The organism is Streptomyces axinellae, from assembly GCF_039532135.1.
Classification (GTDB): domain Bacteria; phylum Actinomycetota; class Actinomycetes; order Streptomycetales; family Streptomycetaceae; genus Streptomyces; species Streptomyces axinellae.
Map to the genome: position 1 here is coordinate 1 of NZ_BAAARJ010000025.1, position 16,430 is coordinate 16,430.

The 16,430-nt window shown below is 69.7% G+C and carries 16 protein-coding genes and 3 pseudogenes; 11 read left to right on the forward strand and 8 right to left on the reverse strand.

Annotated elements, in window-relative coordinates:
* Positions 1-137 precede the first annotated feature (137 nt).
* The 3 pseudogenes from ABD339_RS29395 to ABD339_RS29405 form a co-directional block, all read left to right on the forward strand.
* A pseudogene (locus ABD339_RS29395) lies at positions 138-1,077 on the forward strand (IS701 family transposase); the annotation flags it as partial.
* A 148-nt stretch (positions 1,078-1,225) separates the two neighbouring features.
* A pseudogene (locus ABD339_RS29400) lies at positions 1,226-2,152 on the forward strand (IS3 family transposase); the annotation flags it as partial.
* A gap of 215 nt (positions 2,153-2,367) precedes the next feature.
* A pseudogene (locus tag ABD339_RS29405) lies at positions 2,368-2,644 on the forward strand (transposase); the annotation flags it as partial.
* Between the two features lie 171 nt (positions 2,645-2,815).
* Here ABD339_RS29405 and ABD339_RS33910 read toward each other — a convergent pair.
* Positions 2,816-4,039, reverse strand: coding sequence for a scabin-related ADP-ribosyltransferase (locus ABD339_RS33910; protein ID WP_425576133.1), 1,224 nt, complete (start codon positions 4,037-4,039; stop codon positions 2,816-2,818).
* 222 nt (positions 4,040-4,261) lie between these two features.
* Here ABD339_RS33910 and ABD339_RS29410 point away from each other — a divergent pair, with 222 nt between their 5' ends.
* From ABD339_RS29410 to ABD339_RS29425, 4 genes are all read left to right on the forward strand, one after another.
* Positions 4,262-4,420: a hypothetical protein gene (locus ABD339_RS29410; RefSeq protein WP_344570186.1), complete on the forward strand. Its 159-nt coding sequence runs from the start codon at positions 4,262-4,264 to the stop codon at positions 4,418-4,420.
* The gene (locus ABD339_RS29415) at positions 4,417-4,617 is read left to right on the forward strand and encodes a DciA family protein (protein WP_344570187.1); all 201 of its coding nucleotides are present in this window, start codon (positions 4,417-4,419) and stop codon (positions 4,615-4,617) included. The genes ABD339_RS29410 and ABD339_RS29415 overlap by 4 nt, the downstream gene beginning before the upstream one ends.
* 195 nt (positions 4,618-4,812) lie before the next feature.
* Complete coding sequence (locus ABD339_RS29420; RefSeq protein WP_344570188.1) at positions 4,813-5,196, forward strand: hypothetical protein; 384 nt, start codon at positions 4,813-4,815, stop codon at positions 5,194-5,196.
* A gap of 69 nt (positions 5,197-5,265) precedes the next feature.
* Positions 5,266-5,862: a hypothetical protein gene (locus ABD339_RS29425; protein WP_344570189.1), complete on the forward strand. Its 597-nt coding sequence runs from the start codon at positions 5,266-5,268 to the stop codon at positions 5,860-5,862.
* Between the two features lie 102 nt (positions 5,863-5,964).
* On the opposite strand, the gene ABD339_RS29430 is transcribed toward ABD339_RS29425, so the two are convergent.
* The 5 genes from ABD339_RS29430 to ABD339_RS29450 all read right to left on the reverse strand — a co-directional run bounded on the left by ABD339_RS29430 (position 5,965) and on the right by ABD339_RS29450 (position 9,999).
* Entirely contained in the window at positions 5,965-6,153 is a 189-nt protein-coding gene (locus tag ABD339_RS29430; RefSeq protein WP_344570190.1) for a hypothetical protein, read from the reverse strand.
* Positions 6,154-6,488: 335 nt separating this feature from the next.
* Positions 6,489-6,788, reverse strand: coding sequence for a hypothetical protein (locus ABD339_RS29435; protein ID WP_344570191.1), 300 nt, complete (start codon positions 6,786-6,788; stop codon positions 6,489-6,491).
* Positions 6,789-7,012: 224 nt separating this feature from the next.
* Complete coding sequence (locus ABD339_RS29440; protein WP_344570192.1) at positions 7,013-7,981, reverse strand: hypothetical protein; 969 nt, start codon at positions 7,979-7,981, stop codon at positions 7,013-7,015.
* Complete coding sequence (locus ABD339_RS29445; protein WP_344570193.1) at positions 7,978-8,907, reverse strand: TniB family NTP-binding protein; 930 nt, start codon at positions 8,905-8,907, stop codon at positions 7,978-7,980. Before ABD339_RS29445 ends, ABD339_RS29440 begins: the two co-directional genes overlap by 4 nt.
* A 51-nt stretch (positions 8,908-8,958) precedes the next feature.
* Positions 8,959-9,999 carry a hypothetical protein gene (locus tag ABD339_RS29450; RefSeq protein ID WP_344570194.1) on the reverse strand — a complete coding sequence of 347 codons (1,041 nt, stop codon included), beginning with the start codon at positions 9,997-9,999 and terminating at the stop codon, positions 8,959-8,961.
* Between the two features lie 284 nt (positions 10,000-10,283).
* Between ABD339_RS29450 and purN the strand changes: the two genes are divergently transcribed.
* Together purN and purH are read left to right on the forward strand one after the other, a co-directional pair.
* Positions 10,284-10,943, forward strand: coding sequence for a phosphoribosylglycinamide formyltransferase (purN, locus tag ABD339_RS29455; RefSeq protein WP_344570195.1), 660 nt, complete (start codon positions 10,284-10,286; stop codon positions 10,941-10,943).
* Between the two features lie 10 nt (positions 10,944-10,953).
* Positions 10,954-12,534 carry a bifunctional phosphoribosylaminoimidazolecarboxamide formyltransferase/IMP cyclohydrolase gene (purH, locus tag ABD339_RS29460; RefSeq protein WP_344570247.1) on the forward strand — a complete coding sequence of 527 codons (1,581 nt, stop codon included), beginning with the start codon at positions 10,954-10,956 and terminating at the stop codon, positions 12,532-12,534.
* Between the two features lie 97 nt (positions 12,535-12,631).
* On the opposite strand, the gene ABD339_RS29465 is transcribed toward purH, so the two are convergent.
* Positions 12,632-13,276, reverse strand: coding sequence for a hypothetical protein (locus ABD339_RS29465; RefSeq protein WP_344570196.1), 645 nt, complete (start codon positions 13,274-13,276; stop codon positions 12,632-12,634).
* A gap of 281 nt (positions 13,277-13,557) precedes the next feature.
* Positions 13,558-14,448 (reverse strand): hypothetical protein, encoded by an 891-nt coding sequence (locus tag ABD339_RS29470; RefSeq protein WP_425576134.1) that lies wholly within the window; start codon positions 14,446-14,448, stop codon positions 13,558-13,560.
* Between the two features lie 290 nt (positions 14,449-14,738).
* Here ABD339_RS29470 and ABD339_RS29475 point away from each other — a divergent pair, with 290 nt between their 5' ends.
* Together ABD339_RS29475 and ABD339_RS29480 are read left to right on the forward strand one after the other, a co-directional pair.
* Entirely contained in the window at positions 14,739-15,593 is an 855-nt protein-coding gene (locus ABD339_RS29475) for a bifunctional methylenetetrahydrofolate dehydrogenase/methenyltetrahydrofolate cyclohydrolase (RefSeq protein WP_344570197.1), read from the forward strand.
* Positions 15,594-15,773: 180 nt separating this feature from the next.
* Positions 15,774-16,187 (forward strand): DUF3017 domain-containing protein, encoded by a 414-nt coding sequence (locus ABD339_RS29480; protein ID WP_425576135.1) that lies wholly within the window; start codon positions 15,774-15,776, stop codon positions 16,185-16,187.
* Positions 16,188-16,430 lie beyond the last annotated feature (243 nt).

The window sequence follows — 16,430 nt, forward strand, 5'->3', positions numbered from 1 at the left end:
TCGTGCTGAACTTGTGTGTCCTTGGTCGGAGCACATGATCAGCCGAAGGCCGCCTGCTTGTAAGGGAGTTACCACCGCGAGTGATCAAGTTCGAGGACGCATTCGACCCCCGACCTTAAAGATCAAGCTAGAACGGAAGGTACTGCGGGGCCCTGGGCAAACGCGCCAACTGCCAGGTCGCGGTCAGCGTCCACGCCGCCAGTGACACCGCCTCCTGCCCGCCGCAGTGGCGCCTGTTCCTGCCCAAGGAGTGGGCGGCGGACACAGATCGCCGGGCCCTTGCCCGTGTGCCGTCCGAGGTCACACACCGTGAGAAGTGGCGGCTGGCTCTGGACATGGTCGACGAGTCGGCCGACTGGGGCATGAGACCGCCGGTCGTGGTGGCCGATGCCGCCTACGGCACCAATGCCCACCTGCGGGCCGGTCTGACAGACCGCGGAATCGACTACGTGCTGGCCGTCCGCGCAGACGTGAGTGCCCACCCGTTCGACGCCCGGCCCGTGGCTCCGGAGCGCAAGGGTCCCGTCGGCTGCTGGCCTCAGCCCCGCTACCGCCTGTCCGCTCCCTCGGTGGCAGCCCTGGCCGCCGATCTCGGGCAGCAGGCATTCACCACCGTTGCCTGGCGGCAGGGCTCGCGCGGCCAGTTACGGTCCCGCTTCGCCGCCGTGCGTGTCCGCCCGGCCGGCAATGCCGTCGAGCGCCCGATCCGGGCCGCCGCCTCGGCCGAACAGGGCTGGTGGGACGGGGTGCTGCCTGACTGCTGGCTGCTGGTCGAGTGGCCCGAAGGCGCCGAGGCGCCCACCGACTACTGGCGGTCCAGCCTGCCGGCCGACACACCGATCACCGCCCTGATCCGTCTGGCCAAGGTCCGCCGGCGCATCGAGCACGACTACCGCGAACTCAAGCACGGCCTGGGCCTGGACCACTTCGAAGGCCGGTCCTGGCCCGGCTGGCACCACCACATCACCCTTGTCACCGCCGCCCACGCGTTTCTCAACCGAACAGCGACTGGCCCCAAAAGCACCCACACCGGACTCACCCTCTACCAGACCCTCGACGCCCTCCAGGACATCCTGAGGTGCTGGACCCGTATCTGCACCACCTGCCACCAGCCCCTATCCAGCAGGCCACGCACGACATCAAGATCGAGAACAGACCTAACGGAGTCCTACTACGAACCTCATTCTGAAACGATCAGTAAGTAGCCGCCAGCGGGGAGCCTACGAAGGCCGCCGTCATTTTTCGCCTCGGAGATGCACTGGTAAGCCGCTTCCAGTTCATTGAGGACCACTGCGAGACCTACCCGGTCAAGCGGCTGTGTCACGTGCTGGAGGTCAACCGCTCCAGCTTCTACAAATGGCGGGCATCGGCTCCGACCCGCACCGAACGCGCGGCGGCCGATGCCGCGCTCGCCGACCGTGTCGAGGCGATCCATGCCGAGCACGCCGGCACCTACGGCTGTCCACGGATCACCGCCGAACTACGCGTGGGCGACGGGCTGTTGGTCAACCACAAGCGGGTGGAGCGGATCATGCGCGAGAACGAGATCGTGGGACTGCGGCTGCGCAAGCGGGTGACCACGACGGTCAGCGAGCCTCCGAGACCCCGGCGCCGGACCTGCTGGGGCGCGAATTCACCGCGTCGGTACCGAACACCACATACGTGGGCGACATCACCTATCTGCCCGTCGGCGACGGCGAATTCCTGTACTCGGCGACGGTCGTGGACTGCTTCTCGCGCCGCCTGGCCGGGTGGTCCATCGCTGACCACATGCGCACCGAACTCGTCGCCGACGCGCTCAAGACCGCCGCGGCCACCCGTGGCAGCCTGTCCGGCGCCATCTTCCACGCCGACCACGGCGCGCGATACACCAGCCGTGAATTCGCCACCCTATGCAGCGAGTTGCGCGTGACGCAATCCATGGGAGCGGTCGGCACGAGCGCGGACAACGCCGCCGCCGAGTCGTTCAACGCCGCCCTGAAACGGGAGACCCTGCAAGACGTCCGCCGCTACGACAGCGCCCGGGCGTGCCGACTGGCGGTCTTCCGCTGGGTCACCAGGTACAACAACCACACGGCGGCACTCGGCGGCCGCACAGATGCACCCCATCGACTACGAACACGCATCAACTACCATCACACTTGCCGCATAACGATACGAACAGGCGTCCACTTTCGCGGGGGAAGGCCCATCTCCACCCACCCCCGCAAAAGCGACCCCGTGACCCGCTACCGCGCAGACGCGCGCTGACCCGTCAACCATCACCTGGAACCGTCAAGGATCATGCGAGACGCCGTCAAGTAAGTCCCGGGACCGACCCGTCAAGCATCTCCCCGGACCTCACATCCGGGGAGAACTGAGTGGCCGTTGACAAACCTCCCCCTCCACGACACCGCGCAGAACCAGATCTGGCTGAAGATCATCCCAATCGCCCCCGACCTGCTCGCCTGGATGCCCCTGCTCGCCCTGATCGGCACCGCCCGGCTCTGGGAGCCCCGCCGCCTGCGGCTTCGGCTGTTCTCCACCGCCGCCCAGCTCATCACTACCGGCCGCCGCCGCTACCTCCGCCTCGCCGGACGCTGGCCCTGGATCGACGTGATCACCGATGCCCTGGACCGTCCACGCCTTCCCGAACCCCGGCTGACCAGCACCTTCCCATCCCTGCGAGCAGCACCAGCCCACCGGAGCCGTGGAACCCGGCGCACACCCGACGCGACAGCCGGGCCATCAACCTGCCCACAAGCACCAATCTCCGCCCTGAACAAGCAGAAAGGTCCCGTCAGCAAGCTGACGGGACCCTCACGCAAGATCGAGGTTAACGCCTCGTGGATCTATGCCTGTGCCCGGAAGCGGTTCCCGGTCTGCGGGTGGGGGGTGCGTATTCGTCTGCGCTGAAGCCTTGGCTGGGCGGGCGGAGGGGTGGGTTTTCAGGTCCCGGCCTGAAGTTTGCCGGGGGAGGCCGGAAAGGCGAGGGCTGGGGCACTGTGGTTCCCGGTCTGCGGGTGGGGGGTGCGTATTCGTCTGCGCTGAAGTCTTGGCTGGGTGGGCGGAGGGGTGGGTATGGGGTTGCCCCGAAACCGCGGCTGGGTGGGCGGAGGGGTGGGTTTTCAGGTCCCGGCCTGAAGTTTGCCGGGGGAGGCCGGAAAGACGAGGGCTGGGGCACTGTGGTTCCCGGCCTGCGGGTGGGGGGTGGGTATGCGCCTGCCCTCAAACTCTGGCTGGATGTGGATCCGTCGCGGTGGTATGGGTTGTGGTGCTGCTTCCTTTTGAGCGCCCCTGTATTGAGATCGATCTCCCGCGCATACTTGATCCACTCGAGCGGGATTGATCCTGGGACGATGTACTCCTGCTGGACCGGGAACGGTGAGGCGATGTCGAGGGTGGCGTTGACGTTGATGGCGTTGTGTGGGATGTCGAGTCTGTACGCCCACCGGTACTTCATACGGGCGACCGGAATTTGGCTTTGCTCTGCCGTCTGCTGTACGTAATTTTCGGTGGTGGTTAGGCTGATGTACGTCGTATTCTTACGCGAATTGTATACGTAATCCAGTAGATTTGGCGTCTCCTCGCCCTCGGGTAGGAAGCCTTCGCCGAAGATCTTGTCCGGGGGATATTCACTGTTGCGCCAGAGCCGAACACGGCCGGTTGGTGCCCATACTGGTGCGGGATGAATTTGCGGGAGATCACGATTGACACTCGTCCAGTAATCCGGAGCTGTTGTGGAATTATTGGTCCACTCGGCCTCAGGGAGGGAGTCAAACAGGCCGAGCGACGACCCAATCAACTCCCCGCTGCTGTCGTACCAGTTCCACGCCGGAGCCTGCCCCCAGGAGAACTGCTCTCCCTTGTAGTTTGTGACGTTGCCCGCGCGGGGCCCATTCACGTCAAAGTAGCCGACGAGGCTTCCATCTTTGAACTGGGCCGCGTATAAATCGCCGGAGTAATCTGTGAGCAGCCGCCATATACCGTAGTCCTCAATCAGCTCCGGGAATCCCTCCGGATTTGGTGGATAGCTACTGCTGCGTTCAATGGGTGGCATGCCCTCTGTGTTTCCTTTGCGGGTACTTGTGGTGCCAGACGTTCCGCCTGTCTCGACCACCGTTTCACAGGTGGCCGCAGAACCGCGACCGCTCTATCGCGAGCGCAGCGCGAGGTGGAGGGGTCGCCGCGCGGTTCCTGCGGGGACTGCGGCGCCGGGATCGTCGTGATCGGCCGCGCCCTCGAGGACGGCCTGTGCAAGCTCTGCCGGGAGGAGGCCTCCGTGCTGGGCGCCGCCGTCGTGCCCGCGCAGACCGGCCCGGCCGGGCAGGAGACCTGCTTGGGCCGGGACGGAGACGGGCTGTGCGGGCGGAAGTCTCTGCCGTCGCGCAGCGTCTGCGGTGTCCACCGCGTCCAGGAGCTGGCCGGGGAGGTCGCGTGATGACCGAAACCCCACAGCTCAGTGGCGTCGACCTGGCCCGCGTCGCGCTGCGCGCCGCCAAGGTGGCGGCGCAAAAGAACGGCGGCGGCCGTGCGGTGCAGCCCAAGCCGCGCACGACCTCGGTGGTCCGGCGTGGCGGGCGCGAGCCGATGGGGTTCGGCGCCGCGATCGGCGCGCTGGCGACCGACTTCCAATGAGGTGGAGGCCCTGCGTGATCTGTTCTGCGCGTGCGCGGACCTGAGACACGAGCTCCGAAGCGCAGACGCCCTCGGGTACCGTATCTACCAGTCGCTGAACAACACCGAGGTACAGCGGTTCACCCGTCACTTCGGGGCGCTCCTGACGCTTGAGCAGGTCACCGTCGACTACCAGATCGCTGTCGAGAACCTGGCATGGCAGCACGTCAGCGCGTGTGGTGCTCGCCGCTGTTGGACAGGCTCGCCGCCAATGCACCCGGCCTGTCGGCGGAGGACCTGGAGCAGCTGGCTGCCGAGCCGTGGATGAGCACCCTGTGCGCTGCGCTCTCGCCGCCCGGAGACCGGCTCCTGCCCGGGCGCAGCGGCGGTCCACTCGACTACTTCGAGCAGGACCGGAATAAGATCCTTGCTCACGCGGAATCCCTCGGAGGACGAAACGTCGCGGAAGGCGGCCTGGACTTCCTCTTGAGCGAAGCGAAGACCGGTGGTCCGTTCGGGGACATGGAGCCGTGGTTCGCCTGGGCTGACCACTTGGTCGGCCAGGAGATCAGCCATCGCGGCCAGAGCGTAGAATCCTGATCAAACACGTTGGAAGCACGGGCAGTTCGCCCCTGCCGTTCGTCCGGGCCGGTGGCTACGCTGCCGGGTATGTCGAAGCATCATCAGTGGCCAGACCTGAAGGGGCAGTCGTACGTTGCCGCGCCAGAGCTCCCGTCGTACGACCGGCCACCGGCCTCGGACGTCACCATCGTGTGTCGCGACGGCATCCAGGAGACCCGGCCGGCCCTGGCCCCGAAGCTGTCCCGGGGCTCGTACGACCTTGCCCGCCCCGAGTCCCAGGAGTCGGGGAAGTCGGCGAAGCAGTGCGCCAGCTGCGACGGGGAGTTTAAGGAGGGGCAGCGCAAGCAGCGCCGGTATGACGCGTGGCGGCACATGCCCGGCGAGTGCGCCCCGGCGGCGGTGCAGCCGGTCCAGCACCGTCCGACGGGCCGGAAGGTCCCTCTGCACGAGAAGGTCGCCCGCCGGTTCTGGATCCGCCGCCGCTGTCCCGTCTGCGACGCGAAGGCTGGCCAGGACTGCACCGATCCGGGCGAGGGTGGCGGCAAGGCGATTCGGCGCGAGCACGGCCACGACGAGCGGATCGAACCGACCAGAAGAACGGCGCACCGAGCGGGGGAGCGCAAGCATGGTCCCCTGCTGCCGGATGATGAACATCTCCTGCCCGGTCTGCCACGCCAAGCCTGATGCCGAATGCGCTCTGCCCGCCGGATCCCACCAGGCGCGGCGGGACATCCTCAACGTCACATCGAGGGCCGCGGCCGCCGACGCCGGTAGACGCTTCGCCGTTCAGACCGTGGGCGTCTGGCTGCTCTGGGCGGCTTGGTCGTCGTCGGCGGCCCAGAGCGCGCGGGCGAGGAAGTACAGGGCAACCATCCCGGCGTAGATGAAGGCGCCCCAGCCCACGATCAGCACGAAAATGTTCGCGTCGCCGCGCGCGGAGCTGTAGGCACGCCCTGCCCGGTGGTGAACAGCCACGGGAACCAGGCGGAGCGCACGAAGCCCGGGTCGGCGTAGCGGCCTCCGCCTCGGCGCCACGCCATCAGCGGGACCGATGCGAAGCCGACACTGGCCAGGCAGTACATGAAGGCGAAGAAGTCGCTGGTGATGAATCGGTGGCCGTTGGTGATCCCGAGGTATGCGACCCCGGGCAGGAAGAACGCGGCCGGCACCCGTAGCCCAGCACCTCGCCGCGGTCTCGGACCTTCGTCACGCTCTCCCACTGCTGCTGTCGACGTCGTCGTGGGCACGGTACCGGCCCCCGCCCAGCCGGACCCGCCGATCAGCAGCGGCCGGGCGGGCGGGGTGGCCGGCTATTCGCGGCGTGCGAGCTCCTCGGGGGTGGGCACGTGCCGGGTGACGTACGGCTGGCCGCTGAAGTCGACGGTGATCGTGTGCCGCAGCACGTCGTCGGCGTCGTAGAAGACGTGCTCGATCTCCGGGCACACCCGGTCGGTGGAGATCCCGAAGTCGCGGGCCTCCTGCTCGCTCACCTGCCGGGCCCGGCTGCCGGTGACCATCCGCACCGTCCCGGCCGGTGCGCCCGGCGGCGGCTCCACAGCACCCAGCCGCGTTCGCTCCGACCACGTCTGCGCTTCGCTTTGATCCGCCATGGTCGCCACCGTAGCGAGCCCGCCCGGGCGACGGGGTGATCTCTCAGCAACTCGGCCCGCCATCTATGAGCCTCACACCGCGTTTCCCCAGGTAAGGGCGTCGCACGCGGAGCCTGTCAGCTGTGAGCCAGGGTGTTGGTTCTCTTCTGACCTGGCGAGCGGGTGGCTCTGGTGAGCTGGGGTTCGCCATTTGCGGTGAGATCTCCATCGGTTGTCTTTCTCATTCAAGGTGGCGACTTTCGGGTAGTGGAGGTGTTGGGATGCCTCTCAGCGAGCAGGCTCGCCGGGTGGGTGCCTGCGCTCGGCTTGAGTAGTGGGATCACAGGGACAGAACCCATTTTGGAGAGTGGGTCGTCACGTCCTGCGGCGACGAAGAACTCCTCGTAGTCGGCTCCGGTGACGTGGGCGGCGTGACGGTAGAAGTCACGGACGCGCCATGGCGGGGCGAGACCGACGAGCTCCCGCCAGCCGGGATGCACCAGCAGCTCGGCGAGCCGCGTCATCTCCAGGAATCGGGAAACGGCGGAGGCAGGGCCGGCCGCGCCGATGCTCTTGGCTCGGGTTGTCCAGCGCTGGAGCAGGGCTGGGTGCCGTCGCTCTTGCAGCCAGCGGGTGGTGACGTTCCATGCCTGGAAGAGGCCGAAGAACGCTCGGCTCTGGTCGTAGCGGTCGGCGAGTTGGTCGTACTCGTGCTGCGCGGAAACGACCTCGGGAGCCGCGGTGAGGTGGAACTGGGGAGTGCTGTTGATCCAGCGGCGGTGTGTGGTGCAGACGTAGCGTGCGTGGTCGCGGCCTCGGTGTTCCCAGGCGACGGCGGTGGCGGGGCCGTGCCGCAGCGTGCAGGTGCGGCATGCCAGCATCGGATAGGGGAGGCGAAAGAACCGGATGGTTGGGGTCGTGACCGGGAGCGGGACGTATGTGGGTGTGTGGCGCAAGCCCGGCAGTGCTCGTCCGAGGTGGTCGGCCGGGGTGCGGGAAAGGATGCCGAGCCGATCAACGGCGGGGGCTTTGAGGATGGCATCGCGGTGCAGGACGTGCTTGCCCGGAACGCAGTTCCCGATGGTGCGGAACAGGAGCGTGGGCGGGAAGTCGTTCGCGGCGGCGAGCCGCATGACGAACGAGACCACCGATTCGTCCTGCATGGGCCGGGCCCGCAGTGGCAGCGGACGGACCGGGCGTTGCCAGCGGTTCATGAGCGGACCTCCTCTGCGGCGGTGTCGAGGACCACGGCTTCGAGGTGCCGTTTGGTGATCCTCTCGGCGCCGTCGGCGATGGCATCGTTGGCCGCCTCATAGATGAGCTGGTCGAGGCTGCCGATCATGCCGCCGGTGCGTTTGTGCAGGTAGGACTCGTGCCTGCGGAGGGTGCCTGGTGTGTGCCGGTGCAGGCGGAGGGTGGCCTCCATGGTCAGGACGACGCGTTCCCAGTCCTCGCGTTGCTGCGGGGTGTCGTGGTCAAAGGGCCCGGTGTTGAGGGTGATGAAGCGTCCAGCGAGCTGGCGGCCGCGCAGGCCGGAGAACAGGCCGTTCTCGGTGACGTTGACGCCCGCGTAGACGAACGTCGCCTGAATCTGCTCAAAGAGGTATTTCAGCTGGTCGGAAGCGTCCTGACCATTGCGGGTGGTGAGGTCGAGATTGTGGATCTCGTCCACGACGACCAGCCGGCAGCGGACCTTGTGCAGGACGGAGATCACGTTGTGGGTGATCACCTGAGGGCTCTCGCGGGAGGCGTAGGGCAGGCCGAGGAACGCGGCCAGTTCGACCACCAGGTCGCGGGGTTTCACCGCGGGCGGGGTGACGATGTAGACGACCGGGATGCGTTCGCCTGAGGTGTCGACCGGGGCCGTGCGTTCGATCTTGAGCTGGTGCCGCTTGCCGAGCTGGGAGACCGAGGTGGTCTTGCCGGTGCCGGACGGGCCGGAGACGATCAGCCCCTTGCGGCCGGTCTGGCGCCGCGTGTTGCGGGCGATGAGTTTCATCCCGGTCGTGGTGATCTGCCGGATCGCCGGAGTGCTGACTAGCAGTTCATCGTGATAGGCGGTGCGGGCCTGGTCGTAGACGCTCCGCTCGACGCGGCTAAGCCTTAGCCGCTCGGCAGCTCCGCAACTCCACAACTCCACAAGCGGACCCTCATGGAGACTGCGGACCCTCACGCCGGAAACGCGAAGCGCTCAGCGGCTGCCTTCCAGCAGGGGGCGCAGCCGTTCCGGAAGGTGCTGCTTGCAGTCGGCGCGGGAGGACTGGGTGAGGGCATCCTGCTGGCAGGTGAAGTAGTCCTGGTAGACGGACTGGAACGTGAACGTCGCCGCCACGATCGCCAGCGTCAGGGTCGCGGTGACCAGGCCGCTGATGGCGGCTGTCCGCTTGGCCTTCGCCGCCTGCGCGGGGGTGACGGCCAGGGGGATCGGCGGTTTGCCGCCCTCCCTGCCGCCGCCCGCGCCGTTCCTGCCACCGCCGCCCGCGCCGTCCCGGCCGCCCGCGCTCCGGGCGCCGTCGCTCTCGGGCCCGCGGGCGGTGCCCGCGACGTCCTCGGCTGTCGCGGTCACGCCGCGGTGCCGCTTGGACCCGTCCTTGGCGCCCTTCGCGTCCTTGGCGCTTCTGCCGGCCCTGCCGCCCTCTCCGGCGGACTTGGGCTGCTTGCCGCGCAGCGCGCTGATGCCCCAGTAGACCGAGAGCGCCCCGAGCAGCAGGGCGACCTCCGGCAGGCTCAGAAGTGAGAAGAACAGCCCCCAGATTCCGGCGTGCAGCGAGTAGCGGGCGCGCCGCTGGAGGGGGTCGGTCGGGTCCCAGCGCATGCCCTTCTGGGTGCCGGGGCCGCCCGGCCCCTTGTCCCCGTCGCCGCCGCTTCCGCCGTTGCCCCTGCTGTTGTCGTGGTCGCCGCTGCCGGCGCTTCCCGGGCCGCCGCCGAAGCCGCCGCTCTGCCGCCCCGGCTGGCGGCTGCTCCACTGGCTGCCCCACGCCGCGTGGTCGTCGCCGCCCTCGGAGCCCGCATCGGACCCGCCTTCGGAACCAGAACCAGACGCCCCGTCACCCTTTCCTTGCCCGGAACCGGAACCGGAACCGGAACCGGAATCGGAACCCGAGCCGGAATCGGACGAGGCCCGGCGCGGCTCCCACGGCTGGTCCGGCTGCCCCTCCGGCGGTGGCGCGAAGGGGTTGTCCTCGCGGGAGGTGCTGTCGGATGCTGCCGCACGGCGGCGTCGGTCGGTCATCTGGTGTGTGTCTTCCCTCATCGCTTCCGCGTCGCTGCCACGGCACTGCGGCCCGCAAACCCCGCTGCGGAGCCCGTACCGGCCGTACCGGGCGCGCGCGGGGCCCGTGCCAGGGCCGTGTCCCTGACGCTACCTTCCGCATGCGCCCCCGTCCCGTGGGGGCCGTCCGGAGTGCCGGTATCGTTGCCGACGGTCGGACGCTTCGTAGAGTTCCCCGGAATCCTCCGGTCCTCATCCTTGTACGACCACACAAACCCGTCTCCCCGGTGAGAGAGAGCCCCGTCGTGGCCGCGCAGTCCTTCCGTCCCGCCCGCCCGGCGCGTCTGGTGGTCCTGGTGTCCGGCTCGGGCACGAATCTCCAGGCGCTGCTGGATGCCAGGGCCGGGCAGCCCGCGCCGGACTACGAGATCGTGGCCGTGGGCGCCGACCGTGGCGGAATCGCCGGTCTGGAGCGGGCCGAGCGGGCCGGGATTCCCACCTATGTGTGCCGCGTCAGGGATTTCGCCACCCGCGAGGAGTGGGATGCCGCGCTGGCCGGGGAGACGGCGGCGCACGCTCCGGACCTGGTGGTGTCCGCCGGGTTCATGAAGATCGTCGGGCCGCGGTTCCTGGAGCTGTTCGGCGGGCGGCTGATCAACACCCACCCCGCGCTGCTCCCCAGCTTTCCCGGCGCCCACGGCGTACGCGACGCGCTCGCGTACGGCGCGAAGGTGACCGGGTGCACTGTCCACTTCGTCGACGACGGCGTCGATACCGGGCCCGTGATCGCGCAGCGCGCCGTCGAGGTCCTGGATGCGGACTACACCGACGGCGGTGCCGCTCTGCACGAGCGGATCAAGGAAGTCGAACGACGGCTGCTCGTCGAGGTCGTGGAGCGTCTCGCCCGCGACGGCTGCACCTTCGAGGGGCCGGATATGAGAAGGGTACGACTGGGTCATGAGTGAGAGTGCTGCGATGGGCGCCAAGCGACCGATCCGCCGCGCGCTGATCAGCGTGTACGACAAGAGCGGCCTGGAGGAGCTGGCGCGCGGACTGCATGCCGCCGGGGTCCAGCTCGTGTCCACCGGCTCGACGGCGAAGAAGATCGCCGCGGCGGGGGTCCCCGTCACGCCGGTCGAGGAGCTGACCGGCTTCCCGGAGTGCCTGGACGGGCGGGTCAAGACCCTGCACCCGCGGGTGCATGCGGGGATCCTCGCCGACCAGCGGCTGGCGGCACACCGCGAGCAGCTGACGGAGCTGGGTGTCGAACCGTTCGAGCTGGTCGTCGTCAACCTCTACCCGTTCGAGGAGACGGTGGCCTCCGGCGCCTCCTCCGACGAGTGCGTGGAGCAGATCGACATCGGCGGCCCCTCGATGGTGCGGGCCGCCGCCAAGAACCATCCCTCGGTCGCGGTCGTCGTCAACCCCGGCCGCTACGGCGAGGTCCTCAAGGCCGTCGAGGACGGCGGCTTCGACCTGGCGGCCCGCAAGCGGCTGGCGGGCGAGGCGTTCCGGCACACCGCGGCCTACGACGTGGCGGTGGCGGGCTGGTTCGCGGGGGAGTACACCGAAGGGGCCGACGAGGGCGCGCAGGAGGGCGCGGGCGCCCCGGTGTTCCCCGGCTTCCTCGGCGTGACCTACGAGCGCAAGAGCGTGCTGCGCTACGGCGAGAACCCGCACCAGGCCGCGGCCCTCTACACCGGCGGCTGCGGCGGCCTGGCGGAGGCCGAGCAGCTGCACGGCAAGGAGATGTCGTACAACAACTACGTCGATACCGAGGCGGCGCGGCGTGCGGCCTATGACCACGACGGTCCCTGCGTCGCGGTCGTCAAGCACACCAACCCGTGCGGTGTCGCTGTGGGCGCGGATGTCGCCGAGGCGCACCGCAAGGCGCACGCCTGCGACCCGCTGTCGGCCTTCGGCGGGGTGATCGCCGTCAACCGGCCGGTCTCGGCGCAGATGGCGGAGCAGGTCGCGGAGATCTTCACCGAGGTCATCGTCGCGCCCGGCTACGAGGACGGCGCGGTGGAGATCCTCTCCCGCAAGAAGAACATCCGCGTGCTGCGCTGCCCGGAGGCGCCGCGGACCCCCGCCGAGTTCCGGCCCATCGACGGCGGCGGCCTCGCCCAGGTCAAGGACGCCTTCCAGGCCGAGGGCGACGACCCGGCCAACTGGCGGCTGGCGGCGGGCGAGGCGCTGTCGGCGGACGAGCTGGCCGAGCTGGCCTTCGCCTGGCGGGCGAGTCGCGCGGTGAAGTCCAACGCCATCCTGCTGGCCAAGGACCGGGCGACCGTGGGCGTGGGCATGGGCCAGGTCAACCGCGTCGATTCGGCACGGCTGGCCGTGCAGCGTGCCGGTGAGGAGCGGGCGCGGGGCGCCTACGCGGCGTCGGACGCGTTCTTCCCCTTCCCCGACGGCTTCGAGGTGCTGGCCGAGGCCGGCGTCCGCGCGGTCGTCCAGCCGGGCGGCTCGGTACGCGACGAGCAGGTCGTCGAGGCGGCGAACGCCGCCGGGGTGACGATGTACTTCACCGGCACCCGGCACTTCTTCCACTGAGCGGGCCTCACATGACGGGAGCGGGTCCCTCGCCACGGCGAGTGACCCGCTCCCGTCATGTCCGCTCGCGCGCCAGGTGTGACGGCGGCCCGGAGGCTCAGTAGCGCGGCCTGTTGAACCACTGGCCCGCGGCGCCCATCGAGCAGAAGACGATCGTCACGACGGCGGTCGCCAGCCACAGCAGGCTCACGAAGATCGAGCCGCCCCCCGAGTTGCCGATCGCGCTCAGCATGCCCAGCAGCGCGATCAGACCGTTGAGGGAGGCGCCGATGATCGCGGTGACGCGCGTGCCGACGGAGCCCTTGCCGAACATCGAGGCGGGCACGATGTGCAGCGCGGCCAGTCCGCCGAAGAGGAGGAAGAGGCCGAGGCCGATGCCGAGCGCGGCGCCGCCCACCGAACGCACGCCGGGTATGTCGTTCACCATGCCGTTGGCCATCAGGCCGCCGATGAGCACGAAGACGGCCGAGAGCCCCCACAGCGCGCCCGCGACGAAGAGCAGTACGCGCGCCGTGACGACCAGGCCGGGCATGCTGACGGAGGGGGCCATGGGGATGCCCGGGTGGGCGGGCATGCCGGGCTGCTGCGGGTAGCCGCCGGGCTGTTGCGGGTAGCCGTACGGGGGCGCGGGAGTCTGGTACTGCGGCGGGGGAGCTTGCTGCGGATAGCCGTAGGGAGCGCCCTGCTGGGGTGCGGCGTAGGGGTTGTTCGGGTCCTGGCCGGGGGGCGGAGGGTAGCTCACGGCGGATTCCTTCGACGGGATGGAGGGAGCGGATGGGCCGAGTGACTCCGGAGAATCACGGCATGCCCATGGCGACCTCGCCGCCTCCCCCGGTGTCGGCGCCGCACCGCCGGCCCTCCCTGGAACTGCCCGACGCCTCGGCCCATGGTGAGGGGGCAATGCCGCGCTGTCCAGCCGGGTTTCGCGACTGTGGCGAATCCGCAATCCTTGGCGCGCCCCGCTGCCGGGGCCGTGCGGCAGGGCGCTCCGCCCCGCTCAGCGGCCCGCTCGCGCCGGGTGACTCACACCAACTGTCCGGCCAGTACGCCCAGATGTCCCTCGTGCACCAGGTCGAACCGGAGGGCGAACTTCGAGAGGGCTTCGCGGGTGGCGGTGTCGTCCTCCGGAGCGCGCAGCCGCAGCTTCAGCCGCAGATAGTCGATGTTCCACGAGACGGCGGACGGCGAGACCTCCGGCCACACCGGCCGCAGACGCTCCGTCAGCTCTTCCACCGTCGGGACCGGCGCCGCCGCGTCCCCGGTGCGCAGGCCCGCCTCGCACAGCGCGGCCAGGACGAGGAAGTAACGGCACGTGTGGTCCAGGGGGTAGGGGAGGGGGAACGGGTCGAAGCGCCAGTCCTCGGCGTCGCCCGCCGCGCCCGCGCCGTCAGCGCCGCCCGCAGCGTCCACGGCGTGCAGGCCGTGCACGCCGTTCACGTCACCCGTGCCGTTCGGGCCACCTGAACCGTCCAGGCTCTCCAGGCCGGTCGCACCGGCGCCGCCGAACACCGCGCCCCCGGGACCGGGCGCTCCGTCGCCGCCCGTCAGGTAGTCGTGGCGCGGCGCCATGACGTCGAAGCCGCAGCCGGGGCGCGGCTCGGTGCCGCACAGGGTCACGCGCGCGAACTCGAAGGGGACCGGCGCGTCCGCCCTGCCCGGTGCGACCCTGATGTGCTCTCCCGCGCCCTCGGGATTCGCCACGACGTAGGTCTGATCGCGGCTGAAATTGGTGAGTGTCCAAAAGGCGCCTGTCGCCGTGATCTCTCCCGCCGCGCAGGGGACCGCGGGGTGGGAGAGCGTCAGACCGCTGCCTGCTGGTGCCGTCCGGCCGAAGCGCAGCGTCTGGCCGGGCTCCAGCCGGTGCTGCTCCTCTTGGCCCCGGCACCCGTCCGGGACGATGATCACGCTGAACACGTGCCGCAGGCTACTGACTCTCGGTGGCGATCCACAACGGAGCGTAGGGGGAGCAGAGATGCATATGAACCGCCCTTTGCCTTCCCGTTGCCGGAACGGCTCCGGGAGAGTGACACCGGCCCTCCCGGATGCCTCCTTGAATCCGGGGCCCGCCGCCAACGGGGCACTGAGAACCTTCCGGAATGCCCCTTTGGCGGCGGGCCGGTGGCGGGCCCGGCGGAGCGGGCCGTCCGCCGGCCCCGGGGGCACCTGATTGGAGACCTCGGCCCCGTATCCGCGAGGATGGGCACATGACCGCCCAGATTCTCGATGGCAAGGCCACCGCAGCCGCGATCAAGTCCGATCTCTCCGTGCGCGTCGAGGCGCTCAAGGCCCGGGGCGTCACGCCCGGGCTGGGCACGCTGCTCGTCGGCGAGGACGTCGGCTCCCAGAAGTACGTCGCCGGCAAGCACCGCGACAGCGGGCAGATCGGCATCAACTCCCTTCAGCGCGAACTGCCGGCGACCGCCACCCAGGAGGAGATCGAGGCGGTCGTCCGCGAGCTGAACGAGGATCCGGTCTGCACCGGCTACATCGTCCAGCTGCCGCTCCCCAAGGGGATCGACACCAACCGGGTGCTGGAGCTGATGGACCCGGACAAGGACGCCGACGGACTGCACCCGACGAATCTCGGCCGCCTCGTCCTGAACCAGCCCGGCCCGCTGCCCTGCACCCCCGAGGGCATCATCACGCTGCTGCGGCGCCACGGCGTCGAGCTGAACGGCGCGCACGTGGTCGTGGTCGGCCGGGGCGTCACCGCCGGGCGCCCGCTGCCGCTGCTGCTGACCCGGCGCAGCGAGAACGCGACCGTCACCCAGTGTCACACCGGCACCCGGGACCTGCCCGCGCTGCTGCGGCAGGCCGACATCGTCGTCGCGGCGGCGGGTGTGCCGCACCTGGTCAAGCCGGAGGATGTGCGGCCCGGCGCGGCCGTCCTGGACGTGGGCGTCAGCCGGGACGAGAACGGCAAGATCGTCGGCGATGTGCACCCGGGCGTGTACGACGTCGCGGGCTGGATCTCCCCGAACCCGGGCGGCGTCGGCCCGATGACGCGCGCCCAGCTGCTGGTGAACGTGGTCGAGGCGGCCGAGCGTTCCCTGAGCTAGGGGCGCTCGGAGTTCGTGTCGTGGCCGGCTCATGACCGACGACGGGAAACGGTCGGAGATGACGGGGAACGATGGGCAGCGACCGGGGATGGCGGAGAACGACCGGGGATGACGGGGAACGACGGGGAACGACGGGGAACGACGGGGAACGACGGGGAACGACGGGAAAGGGGCCGTGCGATGGGTGCGGAGAAGGCGGCTGAGCCGCGCAAGAAGTCGCGGCGCTTTCCGGCGCTGACGCGGGATACCGCGCGGCCGGAGGGCGGCGGACGCGCCATAGGAGCCGATCATCCGGCGCCCTACCGGCAGTGGCCCCTCCTCGCCGTGTGCGCGGGGGTTCTGTTCGGACTCCTGGTCACCGTCCTGGAGTTCCGCACCGGCACTCTGCTGGTGGGCCTCTCGATGCTGGGCGGGGCCGCGCTGCGCTGGTGGCGGCCCTCGGTCGGCATGCTCGCGGTGCGCTCGCGCTTCACCGACCTGATCACCTACGGCGTGCTGGGCCTGGCGATCGTGCTGCTCGCGCTGATGGCCCAGCCCGACCCGCCGCTCTCGCTGCCGTTCCTGGAGCCGGTGGTGCGGTTCACCATCCGCTGAGCGGGCGAGCCCGCGAGGGGGAGTCCGCGAGGGTGAGTCCGGGCGCGGTGCGGGGCCTGCCTGAGCGCCCGAACCGGGGCCGTTTCAGGGGGGTTTCTCGCCATATTGCAGGTGCCCGGCCGGAACTTGCCGGCTGACGGGCTGGCACACTGGAGCGCGCGCGATACCGAACCGGGGTGCGCGGCAGCGGGCGTTGGGCCGTACTGCCCCCACGTGCCCCTGTTCCCGGAACTGAGATCCTGG